This is a genomic window from Pseudomonas sp. PAMC 26793 (genome assembly GCF_000313235.1).
In the GTDB taxonomy this organism is placed as follows: domain Bacteria; phylum Pseudomonadota; class Gammaproteobacteria; order Pseudomonadales; family Pseudomonadaceae; genus Aquipseudomonas; species Aquipseudomonas yamanorum.
The window spans coordinates 78983-94390 of the sequence record NZ_AMXG01000054.1 but is presented as its reverse complement, the minus strand read 5'-3'; the positions used below and the strand labels follow the sequence as shown (position 1 = coordinate 94390).

The following is a 15408-nucleotide window of genomic DNA, read 5'->3' as shown; positions in this document are numbered from 1 at the left end:
ATGGGGCAGTATCGGTGTTTTCCGGCCCCCTCTCCACCCTGCCGGAGAAAGACTGAGCATGACAATTGCATTACACTTTTATGACAATCATCCAACTGCGGGGGCACAGACGATGAAAATAAGGGCCACGGTGATTTGCGAGAACGACGGGCACATCCTGTTCGTGCGTAAAGCCCGATCGAAATGGGCACTGCCCGGCGGCACGGTCGAGCGCGACGAGCGGCCAGTGGGCGCGGCCGCGCGGGAACTGGAAGAGGAAACCGGTCTGAACGTGGACGGTTTGCTGTTATTGCAGGAAATGAAGGCCAGCGACACGCTGCACCATGTGTTCGAGGCGTCGGTGGTCAATATCGACGAAGCCCGGCCCCTGAGTGAAATCAAGGAATGCCAGTGGCATCCCTACAGTCGCCTGGATGACCTGGACACCACCCAGGCCACCCAGAAAATCGTCAAATCCTTCCTGCGCCGTCTCTAGTCGGGCACGAACGGCAACGCACGTTTGTGAGCCGTCTTGAGGTAGGCGCTTTCGACAATCGCCCTCACCCGCTCACTGACCGACTCGCCCATCAGGTAGCGATCGATCTCGTCATAACTGCAACCGTAGGCCAGCTCATCCAGCTTGCCCGGGGCCAGCTCTTCCAGGTCAGCGGTCGGTGCTTTGGCCACCAAGTGCCGTGGCCCGCCAAGGGCGCTGGCCAGCAGGCGCACCTGGGTCTTGGTCAATCCGGACAGCGGCGCCAGGTCACAGGCGCCGTCACCGAACTTGGTGAAAAACCCCATCAACGCCTCTGCACCGTGGTCGGTGCCCACCACCAGGCCATTGTGCAGGTTCGCCACGGCGTACTGCGCCATCATCCGCGCCCGGGCCTTGACGTTGCCCTTGATAAAGTCGATGCGTTCAGCACTGGCCTGCCCGGCAGACAGGCTGCCCATCAGCCCGTCGACGCAGGCAGCAATGTTCAGCGTCTCGATCTGGTCCGGTGCGATAAATTCCAGGGAGGCCTGGGCGTCGCGTTCGTCCGCCTGGGTTTTATAGGGCAGGCGCATCGCGATAAAACGCGCCTCGTAGTTCTCGTTGCGCAGTTGCTCCGCCGCCAGTTGGCACAGGCGCCCGGCGGTGAGTGAGTCGACGCCTCCGCTGATGCCCAGCACCAACGCGTGGCAGCCGGACTGGCGCAAAGTGCCCTTGATGAAGTCGATACGCCGCTGTAGCTCAGCGCCCTCGCCACCCTTGCCGAGCAGCCGGTTGATATTCAGTGCGTGTGCGATACTTGCCTGAGTGTCCATGTCACCCCCCAAATTGCGGATTGACGTTGCTGACGTTGAACACCTGCGCCGCGTACTGCAGGAACGAGGCGTCTTCGCAGACGTTCTTGATCGGGTCATCGGAGAATTTCACCACCGGCTCGCCATGCACCCGCACCAGTTTCATCACGATGCTCAGCGGCTCCACTCCGTCGACATCACAGGCCAGGCTGGTGCCCATGCCAAAGCCGAATTTGGCCTTGCCCCGCACGTGCCGCAGGATCGGCAGGCATTTTTCGAAGTTCAGGCCGTCGGAGAACATCAGGTCCTTGGTCATCGGGTCGATGCCCAGTGCCTTGTAGCGGGCCAGGACCTTGTCGGCCCACACGATCGGGTCACCGGAGTCCTGGCGCAAACCGTCGTACAGCTTGGCAAAGTACAGGTCGAAATCCTTGAGGAAAAAGTCGGTGCTGATGCAGTCGGTCAGGGCGATACCCAAGCGCCCACGGTATTCGCGCACCCAGTTTTCCAGCGCTGCGTTCTGGCTTTCCCGCAGCCGGCCCAGTTGCTGGTGCACCATCAGCCATTGGTGGGCCATGGTGCCGATCAGCGGCAAGTCGAATTCGTAGGCCAGGTGCGCGTTGCTGGTGCCGATGAACTGGCCGGGAAAGTCACGGCGCATGATGTCCAACACTTCGCGCTGGGCCTTGAACGACAGCCGGCGGCGGGTGGAGAAGTCCGAGACGCGCAGGTCGGCCAGCTCGTCGCGGGTGAGGTTTTTCTCCAGCCAGTCGAACTTCTGGTAGAGCTTGCGGGTGACGTCTTCGAGGGTCACGTCGGGGTATTTGGCGCGGTTGCGCAGTTCGCTGACCAGGGCCAATACCGGCTGTTCGAACATGATGCAGTGCAGCATCGGGCCAACCACGCGGATGTTCAGTTGGCCGTCGACTTCACTGACGTGGATATAGCGCAGGTTGAAGCGGAACAGGCCCAGGAAGCGCTCGAAATCCGGGGTCAGGTATTCCCGGCGTTGGTTGAACAGAAAGCGCAGTTCACCTTCGCGCATGTTGAGGCCGGCGAGTTTTTCCAGCTCGGCCCGCAGCTCGGGAATCAGGTGCCCGAGTTTCTCGTTGGAGCGGACGATGAACTGGTATTCCACATCGACGTTGGGGTGCTGGTGCAACACGGCCTGCATCATGGTGAAGGTGTAGTAATCGGTGTCCAGCAGGCCCTGGATCACGCCGTTTTCGTAGTCGTATGCACTTTCCATGAGGTACTCCTTAACGCGCGGCCATTGCGGCCAGTTCTTCCCGATTGCGGGTAATCACAACACCGACTTGTTGCAGGTGGTTGACCGCCTGCACACCGCCCTCCTCGCTGATGCCACGGCACGCCGGCAGGTGCAGGATCACTTCGAAACCAGCCTGCAGCAGTTGCAAGGCGGTGATCTTGACGCAGTAGTCCAGGGCCAGGCCGCCGACGATCACGCGCCGGATGCCCTGGGAGTAGAGGTATTCGATGACGCCGGTGGAGAGCTTGTCGTGGAGGTCGTGGTAGCAGGCCCCGTAGGGGTGCAGGTCGGGCTCGACGCCTTTCCAGATGAAGTAGTCGTAGTCATAGGGTGTGGGCAATTCGTCCAGCAGGGTGAAACCCTCGGTGCCCGGCACACAGTGGGCGACCCAGGTGACGTCGGCATGCACCAGCCCAGTGGGTTTCAGCATGTCGCTGTGGTGTTGCACCACCCAGGGCGCGTGCGGGGTGTGGGCGTCCTTGCTGCCGACACGACGCCCGGCAAGGCTGGCCATGTAATTGAGCTCGGCGCCGATCTCATCACCGCCGGCGACCGGCAATTCATCGGGGCACAATGGCGTGAAGCTCTTCTGGGCGTCGACGTCGAATGAGGCGATAGCGTTTTTAGAGACGGTCATGGTCGTGTTCTCCTGTGGCCTGGACACAAAAGTATACGTCATGTACTTTCATAGCAAGAAACATTTATTTACCTATGCAGGATCGAGTACACGACATCGCCGCTTGATCCGTTAGACTGTGCCCCACCGCTGCCAACAGGACCCGACATGCCAGACCACGCCCCACCCCTTAGCGCCTACCTGCACACCGTGGACTTGTGCGTGCTGTTCTATTGCCGTGCCTCCGGGGAGTTGAAGATCTTGCTCAACCAGCGCGAAGCCGAGCCCTTCGCCGGGCACTGGGCGTTACCGGGGGTGGTGGTGAATGGCGGCGTGCAAGATCTGAGCCTTCAGGATGCCGTGGAACGGTTGCGAGCCAGTGACAAGGTCGGCCTCGCGCTGGCCTGGTGCGAGCAGGTGGGTACGGTGGGTGATGCGTTTCGCGATCCGCGCTGCTGGTCGTCGTCGACCTATTACCTGGCGATCGTGGCTGATGAAGTGACGCTGGCCGAGCATCAGCGCTGGTTCTCGCTCGATGCGGTGGCGGGTGGCGCGGTCAAGTTGCCGTTCGATCACAACGGGATTGTGGCGGCGGTGCAGGAAAGACTGCTTTCCAAGTCGCTGTACAGCAGCTTGCCGTTGATGTTTTTGGGCAATGAGTTCAGTGCGCCGGAGGCGACGACGATCTTTTCGCTGGTGCTGGCGCGGCCGGTGCTGAAGACCAGTATTCGCCAGCGGTTGCTGAAGTTGACTGAGGCCGGTTTCTTGCGGGAGACGGGGCGCAAGAAGCATGGCGAAGGCGGACGGCCGCAGGCGACAGTGGAGAACCTGAAGCCTGGGGCGGTGTACTTCTTTGATCGCAGCTTTGCCGAATAAGACCAAGCCCCCTTCCCAGGGCAATGAAGATCCATTGTGGGAGCGGGCTTGCTCGCGAATGCGGTGTATCAGTCAGCATATCCGGCGACTGACACTCCGCCTTCGCGAGCAAGCCCGCTCCCACATTTTTTGATCTGCGGTGGTTCAAGGAGATGCGTCCGGCTCAATTCATCCAGTTGCCGCCGTCGACGTTGTAGGTCTGGGCAACCACGTAGTCGGCCTCCTTGGACGCGAGGAAAATCGCCATGCCGGTGAGGTCTTCCGCCGTGCCCATCCGCCCAAACGGCACCTCGGCCCCCACGCGCTTTTTCTTCTCGCCCAGTGGCAGCCCTTCGTGTTTGGCAAACATCGCGTCCACCCCGTCCCAATGCTCGCCGTCCACCACACCCGGTGCGATGGCATTCACATTGATCCCTTGCTTGATCAGATTCAGCCCCGCCGACTGCGTGAGGCTGATCACCGCCGCCTTGGTCGCGCAGTACACCGCCACCAGCGCTTCACCCCGGCGCCCGGCCTGGCTGGCCATGTTGATGATCTTGCCGCCATGCCCCTGCTTGATCATCTGCCTGGCAGCCGCCTGCAAGGTAAACAGCGTGCCGGCGACGTTGATCGAGAACAGCCGGTCGAAGCTGTCGCGGGTGATGTCGGTGATGGGTGCCAGATCGAACAGAGCAGCGTTGTTGATCAGGATATCGAGCTTGCCGGCCTGCGCCACCACGGCGGCAATCGCGGCGTCGATGGACGCCTGGTCGGTGACGTCCATCGCCACTGCGTAGGCCTTCGGGCCCAGCTCCGTGGCGGTAGCCCGGGCCCGTTCCAGGTTGATATCGGCGATGGCGACGGTGGCGCCTTCGTTGATGTAGGCCTGGGCAAACGCCCGGCCAATGCCCCGGGCGCTGCCGGTAACCAGCGCGCTTTTACCTTCCAGTCGTTTCATGAATGCAGTGTCCCTGAGGTGATTATTTCGGGTAGCCGGCGCGTTTCATTTCGCGCTCGGTGGTGGACTGCGCCTCGGCCAGTGCCTTGTCGACCGTCATGCCGCCGGTGAGCGCCGCCGAAAACAGCTTGCCCACCGAGGTGCCGATGGCCTGGAACTCGGGGATCGTCACGTATTGGATGCCCACGTACGGCACGGGTTTGGCCGACGGATGCGCGGGGTCGGCGTGTTGCATCATCTGCAAGGTCACCTTGGCAAAAGGCGCGGCGGCCAGGTAGGCCGCGTTGTAGGTGGACTGGCGCGTGCCCGGCGGTACGTTGGTGATGCCCTCCTTGTCCGCCACCAGTTGGATGTATTCCTTGGAGGTGGCCCAGGTGATGAAGGCCTTGGCGGCGTCCTTGTGCTTGGAGGTGGCCGGGATCGCCAGGGACCAGGCGTACAGCCACGACGAGCCCTTGTCGGTGACTTCGGTAGGCGCGGCGGAAAAGCCCACGCTGTCGGCGACTTTGCTTTGGGTTTTGTCGGTGGTAAACGAGCCAGCCACGCTGGCGTCGACCCAGATCGCGCATTTACCGCTGTTGAACAGCGCCAGGGTTTCGTTGAAACCATTGCTGGAGACGCCCGGCGGGCCGTAGTTCTTCAGGGTGTTGACGTAGAAGTTCGCTGCTGCGGTCCATTCCGGGCTCGTCAGTTCGGGTTTCCATTGCTCGTCAAACCAGCGCGCACCAAAAGCATTGGCCATGGTGCTCAGCAGCGCGACGTTTTCACCCCAGCCGGCCTTGCCCCGCAGGCACATGCCGTATTGGTCCTTGGCGGGCTGGTTCAGCTTGGCGGCGAACTCGCCCAGTTGGGTCCAGGTCGGATGTTCCGGCATCGCCAGGCCGGCCTGCTTGAACAGGTCGGTGCGGTAATAGGTGACGGTGCTTTCGCCGTAGAACGGCAAGGCGTAGAGGGTGTTGTTCACCGACAGGCCCTGGCGCACTGCGGGGAAGATGTCTTCCACGTCGTAATCGGCAGGCAGCGGCGTAATCGGTTCCAGCCAGTGCTTGGCGCCCCACAACGGGGTTTCATAGGTGCCGATGGTCAGTACGTCGAATTGGCCACCCTGGGTCGCGATGTCGGTGGTGAGGCGTTGGCGCAGGACGTTTTCTTCGAGCACCACCCAGTTGAGCTTCACCTCGGGGTGCTGCTGTTCGAACACCTTGGACAGGCGTTGCATGCGGATCATGTCGCTGTTGTTGACGGTGGCGATGGTCACGGTTTCGGCCGCATGACTGGCCATCGCGAGTGTGAGGCCGGAGAGCAGGAACAGCGCTTTCGGTATCTTGAACATGGCGGTTTCCACTTATTGTTTTTGTTGTTGACGGCCCGATTACAGCAGCTTGCCCTGGGCCGGACAAACGACTGGCGGATGCCCGGCTGATACTTTTTTAACCGCGCCCGCCTGGATCAAAAAAGTATCAGTGGCGGGCAAAACCCGGGGTAGCGGCCACTTGCCCAAAGGGCGTATTTTGGTGCCATTCCAAAAAGCCCAAAAGGGCCAAGCCCATGCCAGCCAGCCGATCCGCCCTTTTCGAGCAACGCCCCGCCGAGCTGGAAGTGATTCTGGCCGAGCCCGAGCATGGCTTTCGCTGGTACGAACATGACTATCCATTCGAGCTGGCCCGCTGGAACCATCACCCCGAATTTGAAATCCACCTGATCCGCCACGGCAGCGGCAAGCTGGTGGCGGGTGACTATATCGGTGCGTTTGGCGCCGGCCATGTCGCGCTCATCGGCCCCGACCTGCCCCACGACTGGATCGGCGACCTGGCACCGGGCGAATACCTGACGGGGCGCGATGTGGTGTTGCAATTCGACGGTGCCGCGCTGCTGGCCCTGCGCAACACGCTGCCTGAGCTGGGGGACCTGCAAGGCCTGTTTGACAGGGCCCGGCGCGGCCTGGAGTTCACCGGCGACACGGCACTGAAGGCCGCGCAATTGCTGGAATCCATCGGCCCTGCCCAAGGGCTGGCACGCCTGATTCTGTTCATCCAGTTGCTGCACACCTTGATGCAGGCACCCTCCGGGGAAGCCCATTGCCTGGCCAGTGCCTGTTACACGCCAAGCCTGGACGCCCGCAGCTCGGAGCGCATCCACAAGGCTTTCGACTACCTGATGACGGAATTGACCGGCGACCTGCGGCTGTCGGTGATCGCCCAACGACTGGACATGAGCGAGCCGGGCTTCTCGCGGTTTTTCAAGCGTGTCACCGGCCACGGTTTTATCGACCTGATGCGCAAGTTCCGGGTGCAGCGTGCCTGTCGCTTGTTGCTGCAGAGCGAAATGTCAGTGGCCGATATCTGCTTTGAAGTGGGCTACGCCAACCTCTCCAATTTCAACCGGCACTTTCGCATCGAGATGAACCAGACGCCCAGCGAGTATCGCCGGGAAACCGCGATGTACCTGTTCAACCGCAACGGTGATCAGGCGCTGCCGTTTACCAAGGCACATTTCTGACCAAAAGGCCGACTATTTCCCACTTTTCTCAATTCCTTCATGCAATTGACACAAATTGGTACAACCTGTGCAAACGTTTGCGGAACGAACCTGGACACCGGGTTCACCTCAACCCGAGGAATCGGGCCACAACCGCGTAAGAACAGGGATTTTCAATGCAACCCACTTCCAGACGGCCCGCGTCGGCCACCCCTTTTGCTGTTTCCCTGCTACTGGCTGCCGTTACGGGAGTACTCAGCGCACCCATTTTGGCGCAAGAAAAGCCCTCCGATGACTCAGCACAGGGCGAAACCCTGGCCCCGGAAGCCAGCCCCTCGAAAAAAGGCGTGTACCTGTCGGACTGGTTCAACCAGGACCTGACGGTGATCGGCAGCAAAGACATCAGCTTTGGCCCCAAACCCGCCGATGACGTGTACCTGGAGTACGAATATTTCGGCCGCAAGGGCCCGTTCGAACTGTATGGCTACGTCGACATCCCGAAGATCTTCGGCATCGGCAACAGCAATGACAAAGGCGCGTGGGACCACGGTTCCCCAGTGTTCATGGAGCACGAGCCGCGTATCTCCATCGACTACCTGGCCGGCCGCAGCCTGGCCATCGGCCCGTTCAAGGAATGGTATGTAGCGTTCGACTGGATCTACGACCACGGCAGCAACAAGGACAACCGCGCCAACACCTTGTACAGCGGCCTGGGCACCGACATCGAGACCCACTCGCGGGTCAACCTGTCGGCCAACTTCTATGGCCGTTACCAGTGGGAAAACTACGGCGCCAGCAACGAGTATTCGTGGGACGGCTACCGTGCGCAGATGAAATACATCGTGCCCATTGGCAACTTCGACAACGGGGCCTCGCTGACCTATATCGGTTTCACCAACTACGATTTCGGCTCGGACCTGCACAAAGACAACCCCGCGCGCACCGCCAACGCCCTGGTTGCAACAAACGTGCTGTTGTATTCGTTCACCCACCTGCGCTTCACCCTGGTCGGCCGTTATTTCCACAACGGCGGTAACTGGGAAGACGGCAGCGAGCTGAACTTTGGCGACGGTAATTTCCGCGCCCGCTCCAACGGCTGGGGTTACTACGCCGGCGTGGGCTATCAATTCTGAGTGTGAACAAGGAGCAGTAGATGAAGACCTTTACCCGCCTTTCAATCGCCATCGGCCTGGCCGCCGGGGCGCTGTTGCCGCAGGTTGTACTGGCCGATGCGCCGGCACCGATCAAGCCCAAGGTGATGCTGATCACCATGTTCGCCCCCGAGGCGCAGAACTGGATCGACCGCCTGGAGCTCAAGCAGGAAGTTCGCGTGCCGGGCTTGTCAGCCGAATATCCGATGATCCGCTGCAACACCCAGGACGTGTGCCTGCTGGTGACCGGCATGGGCCAGACCAACGCCGCCGCCTCGACCCTGGCACTGGCGTTGTCGCCCAAATTCGATCTGCGCCAGAGCTACTTCCTGATTGCCGGGATTGCCGGGATCAACCCGCACCACGGCACCATCGGCACCGCCGCGTGGGCGCATTACCTGGTGGAATTCGGTACCCAGTGGGAACTGGATTCACGGGACGCGCCGAAGGATTGGCCGACCGGCTATATCGGCATCAATACCAAGGGGCCGAACGAGAAGCCGCCACTGGACTACAAGACCGAAGTGTTCGAGCTCAATCCCAAGCTGCAAGCCAAAGCGTTTGCGCTGTCGCAGAAAGTCGAGCTCAGTGAAAGCAAGGAGTCCACGGCCTGGCGCAAACACTATCCGTATGCGCCGGCCAATCAGCCGCCGCAGGTCACCCAGTGCGACACCCTGGCGGGCAATACCTGGTTCTCCGGGACGCGCCTGAGTGAGCGCGCCGAAGTCTGGACCAAGTTGCTGACGGACAACAAGGGCGTGTACTGCACCACCCAGCAGGAAGACAACTCCACCTACGAAGCGTTGCTGCGCGCCAGCCGTGAAGGGTTGGTGGATATCAAGCGGTTGGCGGTGGTGCGGGCCGGTTCCGACTTTGATCGGCCGTACCCGGGCTACAGCGAAGTGGACAACCTGTTGAAGTACGCGGACCAGGGCGGTTTTGTGCCGGCGCTGGAGAACCTGTACCGCACCGGTAATCCACTGGTGCAGGCGATTCTGAAGAACTGGTCGGCGTGGGAAAAAGGCGTTCCCGAAGCCTGAATAAAGATCAAATGTGGGAGCGGGCTTGCTCGCGAATACGGTGTGTCAGCCAATACATTCGGCACTGATCCACCGCTTTCGCGAGCAAGCGCGCTCCCACACAAGCCCGCCCCCACAATGAGCGGATCAGGGCAGGAAGATAATCTTGTCTGCACTGCCCTGGTTCACTGCCTCAAAGCACTGCACACCATCGGCCAGCGTCACTTCACGCAAACCGGTCGGCAACGGCAACAAATCCTCATCGAAGAACCGCCCGAATTGCTCCAGCATCACGGCGCATTGCTCGCAGTTGTAGAGCAACGAATTGATCCCCACCACTGAACCTCCCTTGCGGTACAGCGCCAGGGCCGGCAGTTGCACGTGCCCGTCCACCGGCGCGGCAATGATTGCGATACGGCCAAAAGGTGCCAGGGCCGCCACCGCGGCCGGCAGCCAGAAGCCGGTGGTGTCAAAGATCACATCGGCGCCCGTACCGAACAGCGCGTTGACCTGCCCTCCCAGCGCTTCCGGCTGGCCCAGCAACAGCCCCTCGAACCCCTGATCGCGCAAGGCCTCGACCTGTTCCGGCCGACGCACGGCCCCGAGCACCTGGGCCCCACGGATTTTCGCCAGGGCCAAAGCCGCACTGCCTACGGCACCATTGGCTCCAATCACCAGCAAACGCGTGCCTTTAGTTACACCACTGCGCTCAAGGGCGTCCCACGCCGTGGTGTACGGCACACCGAGGCTGGCGGCCTGGGCAAAGCTCAAATGGCTGGGCTTGTGCGCCACGCCCTTGGCCGACACGGTGAGGTACTGGGCGTGGGAACCGTCAGCGAAAAAGCCCAGGTCGCGACCGGTGCCCCAGACTTCCTGGCCCACCAGCGCCTGCGGACCGTCCACCACCACCCCGGCAAAGTCCCGCCCGGAGATGCGTGGCAACGTGGTGTAGGGAAAACGCCCGAGTACGTTCTTCACATCGCTGGGGTTCAACCCGGCCGCCTTGATCTGCACCAGAACTTCACCGGCTGCCGGCACCGGGGTGGCGACGTCGACGTAAGCGAGGGCAGCGAGATCGCCGGTGGCGGAAAATTGCAGTGCTTTCATGGCCAATATCCATCGAGGTTAAAAAGGGTTTCAGGAGAACCAGGTGCTGACCATCTGCCGGCCCATGGGCCAGAGCTTCTCGCCCATCAACATGCCCATCAGCCCGACCAGGGCGATGGCGGGAGGCGCGGGCGAGCGAAAGTCCAGGGCACCGTAAATCACGCCGACCAACAGGCCGATGGCCAAGGAAATCAGGTAATTCATGGAACACTCCGCAGCAAGGGTTGATGCGGTCAGTGTAGGGAAGCCAAATCCGAAGCATCGGCCAAGTGCTTCAGGATTTCGGCCAAGCCTTAGACCGGGTACTGCGACGGCGCCATGCCCAGCTCGCGGCGAAACATGTCGCTGAAACTGCTCGGCGAATACCCCAGGGAACGGGCGATAGCGCTGACCGACTGGCCCTGGATCAGCTCAGCCACGGCGGTGGCCAACTGCACCTGGCGGCGCCACTCGGCAAAGCCCATGCCCAGACTGTTCTGAAACAGCCGGGCCAGGGTACGTACGCTGGCACCGGCCGCTTCGGCGTGCTGTTCGAAAGGGATGTCCAGGGAAGGCGACGCCATCACCGCCTGGCAGGCACTCGTCAGGCGTCGATCGGCGCCCACGGGCAAGGCAATGCGGATCGGCGAGCGCCGGGCCCGTTGCAGTTCCAGCAAGGCCAGAGCGACCACGGCCTCGTAGTAGGCCTGATCACCCTGGTCGCCCTGCTCCACCAGCGCCACGATCAGTTCGCGCAGCAGCCCGCCGACCTCGATCACTTGCACCTGGCTGTCCAGGGTCGCCGCCAGCGCCGGACGCAGGTAGATGTTGCGCATCTGCAAGTCCGACACCACACGAATCCCGTGCTCGACACCCGGCGGCAGCCACACCGCGCGCTGGGGCGGCACCACCAGCGCTTCCTGGGGTGTCTCGACCCACATCACGCCGCTCATGGCGTAAAGCAACTGGCCCCAATCGTGCTGATGAGGCTCGACGTACAACCCGCGTGGGTAGGTACGCGCCAAGGGTTGCACGGGGACGGCGTGATTGCTGAGGTCGGGCGGCGCGGCAAGGGCCATGGAGGGCACATCGTTCAAGGCTGGAAAGCCATGATAAGACCTGCGGCGGATAATCCGAGTGAATTTTTCCCGCGTCAGGAGGGTCACTTAAGGACACAGGGAGGGTTAACGGATCCATGACTAACGCAAAACTTTTCGTGATCGACTACACGCTGCATGGCCAGCCCAAGTCGTTCATCATCCGTCTGGAAAAACTCGACAACGCCGAAGCCTGGCATTGGGCGAGCTGCGACGCCGGCGTGGGGCGCATCGGGCGCTTCGCCCGGGAGCAGGTGAAGAAAACAAGCCAGCCCCAGGCCGAGAAATTCGGCATCGAAAACGTGCAGTGGCGCCGCTCGGATGCACGCCCCACCGCCTGAAAACCGCTTGAAACCTGTAGGAGCGACCTTGCTCGCGAAGGTCGTTAACGATAACGCGGGGTACCTGGTACCCCGTGTGGTTCTCAGGTTTTTCGCGAGCAAGCTCGCTCCTACAGGTCGTTCGCGTTAGCCGTGGGCGGACTTGGCACACTCGCACCCGGTCGCCGAAGCACAAGGCTCACCATGGGCATGATGCTCGGCGCAGCCTTGGCAGCAATACCCCTTGCCATCCTTCATCACCGCGTTTTTCCCCAACTGACAATTGCAGTGGGGGCAGGCGCATGTTTTCTCTTGCATGATCAGACTCCTGTTTCGTGGTCGTCCAGATGCGGCGAACGCCGGCACCTCAAGCAGTGACTATAGGCAATCATTCAAGGTTCAAAGGCCCTTCAGTCAGCCCGACGAGCGTTGCTGCGATACATGAACACCAGGGCCAGCGCCAGGCAAAGCATCGCCACGATCCGGCTGCCGGACAGTTCGATCGCCGGGTTGCCGAGCCAGCCGAAGTTGTCGATCAACATGCCCATGCCCAACTGCCCGACAATCACCGCCACTGTCGCCACCGCGGTGCCGACAATCGGTACCGCGCCCACCATCACCATCATGTACACCACCCCGAACAATGCGCCGGTCAGCTGCCACTTCGGCACATCCAGCAGGCTGACTGCATGGGCTGGCTCAAAGAACAGAATCAACAACCCGGTACTGACCGCGCCCACCACAAACGTCAGCAGACTGCTGCGCAATACACCCACCGCCTGTCCGAGGCGGCCGTTGATGGCGGCCTGCACACTCAACACCGCACCGGCGGCCACCACCAACACCAACAACAGAATCAGATTCATCGCCTTAACCTCGTGCAATCAAAACAAGTGCCACCACGATCAACGCCAATGCAATCCAGCGCTCAACGTTGACCCGCTTGCGGGCGGTGCCGAACCAGCCGAAGTGGTCGATCAATACGCTCTTGCCCACCTGGCCCGACAAGATCGCGATCATGGTCATCGCGATGCCGATATGCGGTGTGGCCAGGGTCAGCACCACCACGTACATCGGTCCCAGGAAGCCGCCGATCAATTGCCAGCGCGGCAGGTCGGTCAACGCCGGGCCCTTTTGCGGGCCGCTGAACAGCAACAGTAAAAACAGGATCGCCGAGCCGACGCCGAAGATGCTCAAGGTCGCCCACAAGTGCCCCACCTGCACACCCAACGGGCCCAGCAACCCGGCCTCCACCGACAAGCCCATGCCAGCGAAAATCACCAGCGGCAGCAACAGCAATCGAAGAAACGTCTTGGGCCTGGCCTGAGCCACACCCGCCATTGAAGAAGCCTGCATACATCACCTGCGCGTTAAAGGGAGGAACAATGACGCGCATTATCCGGTGGCACTGCTGTGCGATAAATGGGAGCATGCCGACAACACCTTTGCGCAACGCGCACAGCATGGAGTCATGATGCAGGGCCTGAACGAACTGAGTTTCAAGGCGCTTCGCCTGTTTGTCGCAGTACTGGACTACGGCAGTTTCTCCGAAGTCGCACGCCGTGAAGGGCTGGCGCCCTCCTCCATTTCCCGGCAAATCCAGTTGATGGAGCAGGCCCTTGGCCAACAGTTGCTGTACCGCCATACCCGTGCGGTCAGCCCTACCGAAGCCGGGCGCCTGCTTGGGCATCATGCGCGGTTGATGCTGGAGCAACTGGAAGTCGCCGGCCAGGCATTGCAGGAACAGGAAAGCGAACCCAGCGGCCTGGTGCGTATCAATGCGCCGATGGTATTTGGCCAGCGCCATCTATCGCCGTGGCTCGGGGAGTTGTGCCGGCGTTATCCGAAACTGCAACTGGATATCCAGCAAACCGACACCTACGTCGACCCGCTGCAAGACGGCACCGACCTGCTGTTTCGCATCGGCGTGCTGAACGATTCCGGCATGCAGGCGCGAATCTTCGCCCCGCAGCGCTTCCGCCTTGCGGCCAGCCCCGGCTATCTGGAACGTTTCGGTACGCCCCGGCATCCGGACGAACTGGTGAACCACCAGTGCCTGGCCTACAAGGGTGTCACCGGCCAACAACGCTGGTTCTTCCGCCGCGACCAGGACGACTGGACGTCCTACAGCGTCAAGGGCCCAATCACCGGCAACCACGCCGACACCCTGACCCACGCCGCCGAGCAAGGCCTGGGGCTGGTGGTGTTCCCATCCTGGTTGATCGGCGAAGGGCTGCGTGCCGGCACACTGCAGGCGGTGCTGACCGACTATGAAGTGGCGACGACCCTGGAGCCGCAACAGATTGCGGCGCTGTGGCCGGGCAGTCGGCGACTGTCGTTGAAGGTGCGGACGGTGATCGACTACTTCGTCGAGTGTTTTGGGGCAGTGCCTTACTGGGACCGTTGAACAACCGTAGGAAACTATTCGGCGCGCATTGTCGGGAAAAGCCCCCCTTCAAGTAAGTCCGATCTGATTTTCCAAAACACGGGTCGAAAACCGCTTGCACTCGGGCAGACTTCGACGAATTCCTTCAGGAGAGACGTCATGGATGCCAGTCATTACCCGTTCGGAAACCTTCAATCAGCCCCGCAAAAATCACCCTCCACCAGCAGTCGGTTGATCTTTGCCTGCTTACGAAATTTTGGCTATATTTGGCCAAAACCTCGGGAAGACCAAATGATTACCGTACCGTTGGGTGAAGCAAAAAATAATTTATCAAAACTGGTGGATGATGCCGCCGCCGGCCAAATCATCACCATCGCCAAGCACGGGCGCGCGATGGCTCGCCTTGTCCCTGTCGGGAAACCGACAGGCCGGCGAATCGGTGCAATGAAGGGCAAACTGGTGGTGCCGGATGACTTTGATGCGCCATTGCCAGACGACATGCTGGATGCGTTTGAGGGAAACCACCCATGAGAATACTGCTGGATACCCACATCCTGCTCTGGGCCCTGAGCGATGATCCAAAACTGTCAGCAAAGGCCCGAAAGCTGATCGAGAACGCAGCAGAAATTTACGTCAGCGCCGCCACATTCTGGGAGCTGGCGATAAAGGTCGGGCTCGGGAAGCTCAACGTCAACCTGGACGAAATTCGCGAATACTGCCTGGAAAGCGGCTACGTGGAACTGCCCATAACCTCGGAGCACGCCATCGCGGTCAAGGACCTTGAACACCATCACAGGGACCCATTTGATCGGCTCATCATTGCAACGGCTATCATCGAGCCGATGAAGTTAGTGACCGCCGACCCGATAGTGGCGAAATACACATCGTTGGCCGTTTTGACGTAAT

The 15408-nt window shown here is 61.1% G+C and carries 20 protein-coding genes; 9 read left to right on the top strand and 11 right to left on the bottom strand.

Features of this window, described 5'->3' with window-relative positions; translation table 11 throughout:
• Window positions 1-112: 112 nt before the first annotated feature.
• Complete coding sequence (locus tag D109_RS0128290) at window positions 113-475, top strand: NUDIX hydrolase (RefSeq protein ID WP_026078277.1); 363 nt, start codon at window positions 113-115, stop codon at window positions 473-475.
• On the opposite strand, the gene nadE is transcribed toward D109_RS0128290, so the two are convergent.
• The 3 genes from nadE to D109_RS0128275 are packed head-to-tail and all read right to left on the bottom strand — an operon-like array spanning window position 472 to window position 3173.
• Window positions 472-1287 carry an ammonia-dependent NAD(+) synthetase gene (nadE, locus tag D109_RS0128285; protein ID WP_017479877.1) on the bottom strand — a complete coding sequence of 272 codons (816 nt, stop codon included), beginning with the start codon at window positions 1285-1287 and terminating at the stop codon, window positions 472-474. The two genes, D109_RS0128290 and nadE, sit on opposite strands and share 4 nt — an antisense overlap.
• A 1-nt stretch (window position 1288) precedes the next feature.
• Window positions 1289-2515: a nicotinate phosphoribosyltransferase gene (gene pncB, locus D109_RS0128280; RefSeq protein ID WP_017479876.1), complete on the bottom strand. Its 1227-nt coding sequence runs from the start codon at window positions 2513-2515 to the stop codon at window positions 1289-1291.
• A gap of 10 nt (window positions 2516-2525) precedes the next feature.
• Window positions 2526-3173, bottom strand: coding sequence for a nicotinamidase (locus D109_RS0128275; RefSeq protein WP_017479875.1), 648 nt, complete (start codon window positions 3171-3173; stop codon window positions 2526-2528).
• Between the two features lie 147 nt (window positions 3174-3320).
• On the opposite strand from D109_RS0128275, the gene D109_RS0128270 reads away from it, so the two are divergent.
• Entirely contained in the window at window positions 3321-4028 is a 708-nt protein-coding gene (locus tag D109_RS0128270; protein ID WP_017479874.1) for an NUDIX hydrolase, read from the top strand.
• Between the two features lie 163 nt (window positions 4029-4191).
• On the opposite strand, the gene D109_RS0128265 is transcribed toward D109_RS0128270, so the two are convergent.
• A complete protein-coding gene (locus tag D109_RS0128265; protein WP_017479873.1) occupies window positions 4192-4965 on the bottom strand; it encodes an L-iditol 2-dehydrogenase in 774 nt (257 codons plus the stop codon).
• Window positions 4966-4987: 22 nt separating this feature from the next.
• Window positions 4988-6247, bottom strand: coding sequence for a sugar ABC transporter substrate-binding protein (locus D109_RS0128260; RefSeq protein ID WP_371103599.1), 1260 nt, complete (start codon window positions 6245-6247; stop codon window positions 4988-4990).
• Window positions 6248-6513: 266 nt separating this feature from the next.
• Here D109_RS0128260 and D109_RS0128255 point away from each other — a divergent pair, with 266 nt between their 5' ends.
• The 3 genes from D109_RS0128255 (at window position 6514) to D109_RS0128245 (ending at window position 9634) form a co-directional block, all read left to right on the top strand.
• Complete coding sequence (locus D109_RS0128255; RefSeq protein ID WP_017479871.1) at window positions 6514-7464, top strand: AraC family transcriptional regulator; 951 nt, start codon at window positions 6514-6516, stop codon at window positions 7462-7464.
• A 155-nt stretch (window positions 7465-7619) separates the two neighbouring features.
• The gene (locus tag D109_RS0128250; protein ID WP_026078276.1) at window positions 7620-8576 is read left to right on the top strand and encodes a nucleoside-specific channel-forming protein Tsx; all 957 of its coding nucleotides are present in this window, start codon (window positions 7620-7622) and stop codon (window positions 8574-8576) included.
• 20 nt (window positions 8577-8596) lie between these two features.
• Window positions 8597-9634: a purine nucleoside permease gene (locus D109_RS0128245; RefSeq protein ID WP_017479869.1), complete on the top strand. Its 1038-nt coding sequence runs from the start codon at window positions 8597-8599 to the stop codon at window positions 9632-9634.
• A gap of 126 nt (window positions 9635-9760) precedes the next feature.
• On the opposite strand, the gene D109_RS0128240 is transcribed toward D109_RS0128245, so the two are convergent.
• The 3 genes from D109_RS0128240 to D109_RS0128230 all read right to left on the bottom strand — a co-directional run bounded on the left by D109_RS0128240 (window position 9761) and on the right by D109_RS0128230 (window position 11778).
• Window positions 9761-10720: a zinc-binding alcohol dehydrogenase family protein gene (locus D109_RS0128240; RefSeq protein WP_017479868.1), complete on the bottom strand. Its 960-nt coding sequence runs from the start codon at window positions 10718-10720 to the stop codon at window positions 9761-9763.
• 30 nt (window positions 10721-10750) lie between these two features.
• Window positions 10751-10924 carry a DUF1427 family protein gene (locus D109_RS1000000133440; RefSeq protein ID WP_017479867.1) on the bottom strand — a complete coding sequence of 58 codons (174 nt, stop codon included), beginning with the start codon at window positions 10922-10924 and terminating at the stop codon, window positions 10751-10753.
• An 89-nt stretch (window positions 10925-11013) separates the two neighbouring features.
• Window positions 11014-11778 (bottom strand): helix-turn-helix domain-containing protein, encoded by a 765-nt coding sequence (locus D109_RS0128230; protein WP_017479866.1) that lies wholly within the window; start codon window positions 11776-11778, stop codon window positions 11014-11016.
• A gap of 116 nt (window positions 11779-11894) precedes the next feature.
• Between D109_RS0128230 and D109_RS0128225 the strand changes: the two genes are divergently transcribed.
• Window positions 11895-12137 (top strand): DUF6555 family protein, encoded by a 243-nt coding sequence (locus D109_RS0128225; RefSeq protein ID WP_017479865.1) that lies wholly within the window; start codon window positions 11895-11897, stop codon window positions 12135-12137.
• Window positions 12138-12263: 126 nt separating this feature from the next.
• Here D109_RS0128225 and D109_RS1000000133435 read toward each other — a convergent pair whose 3' ends face one another.
• From D109_RS1000000133435 to D109_RS0128215, 3 genes are all read right to left on the bottom strand, one after another.
• Complete coding sequence (locus D109_RS1000000133435) at window positions 12264-12434, bottom strand: metallothionein (RefSeq protein ID WP_008437063.1); 171 nt, start codon at window positions 12432-12434, stop codon at window positions 12264-12266.
• A gap of 92 nt (window positions 12435-12526) precedes the next feature.
• The gene (locus D109_RS0128220) at window positions 12527-12982 is read right to left on the bottom strand and encodes a DMT family transporter (protein WP_017479864.1); all 456 of its coding nucleotides are present in this window, start codon (window positions 12980-12982) and stop codon (window positions 12527-12529) included.
• A gap of 4 nt (window positions 12983-12986) precedes the next feature.
• The gene (locus D109_RS0128215) at window positions 12987-13472 is read right to left on the bottom strand and encodes a DMT family transporter (RefSeq protein WP_026078275.1); all 486 of its coding nucleotides are present in this window, start codon (window positions 13470-13472) and stop codon (window positions 12987-12989) included.
• Window positions 13473-13590: 118 nt separating this feature from the next.
• On the opposite strand from D109_RS0128215, the gene D109_RS0128210 reads away from it, so the two are divergent.
• From D109_RS0128210 to D109_RS0128200, 3 genes are all read left to right on the top strand, one after another.
• A complete protein-coding gene (locus tag D109_RS0128210; RefSeq protein ID WP_017479862.1) occupies window positions 13591-14523 on the top strand; it encodes a LysR family transcriptional regulator in 933 nt (310 codons plus the stop codon).
• Window positions 14524-14661: 138 nt separating this feature from the next.
• Window positions 14662-15033 (top strand): type II toxin-antitoxin system Phd/YefM family antitoxin, encoded by a 372-nt coding sequence (locus tag D109_RS1000000135085; RefSeq protein ID WP_256219617.1) that lies wholly within the window; start codon window positions 14662-14664, stop codon window positions 15031-15033.
• Window positions 15030-15407 carry a type II toxin-antitoxin system VapC family toxin gene (locus D109_RS0128200; RefSeq protein ID WP_017479860.1) on the top strand — a complete coding sequence of 126 codons (378 nt, stop codon included), beginning with the start codon at window positions 15030-15032 and terminating at the stop codon, window positions 15405-15407. The genes D109_RS1000000135085 and D109_RS0128200 overlap by 4 nt, the downstream gene beginning before the upstream one ends.
• Window position 15408 lies beyond the last annotated feature (1 nt).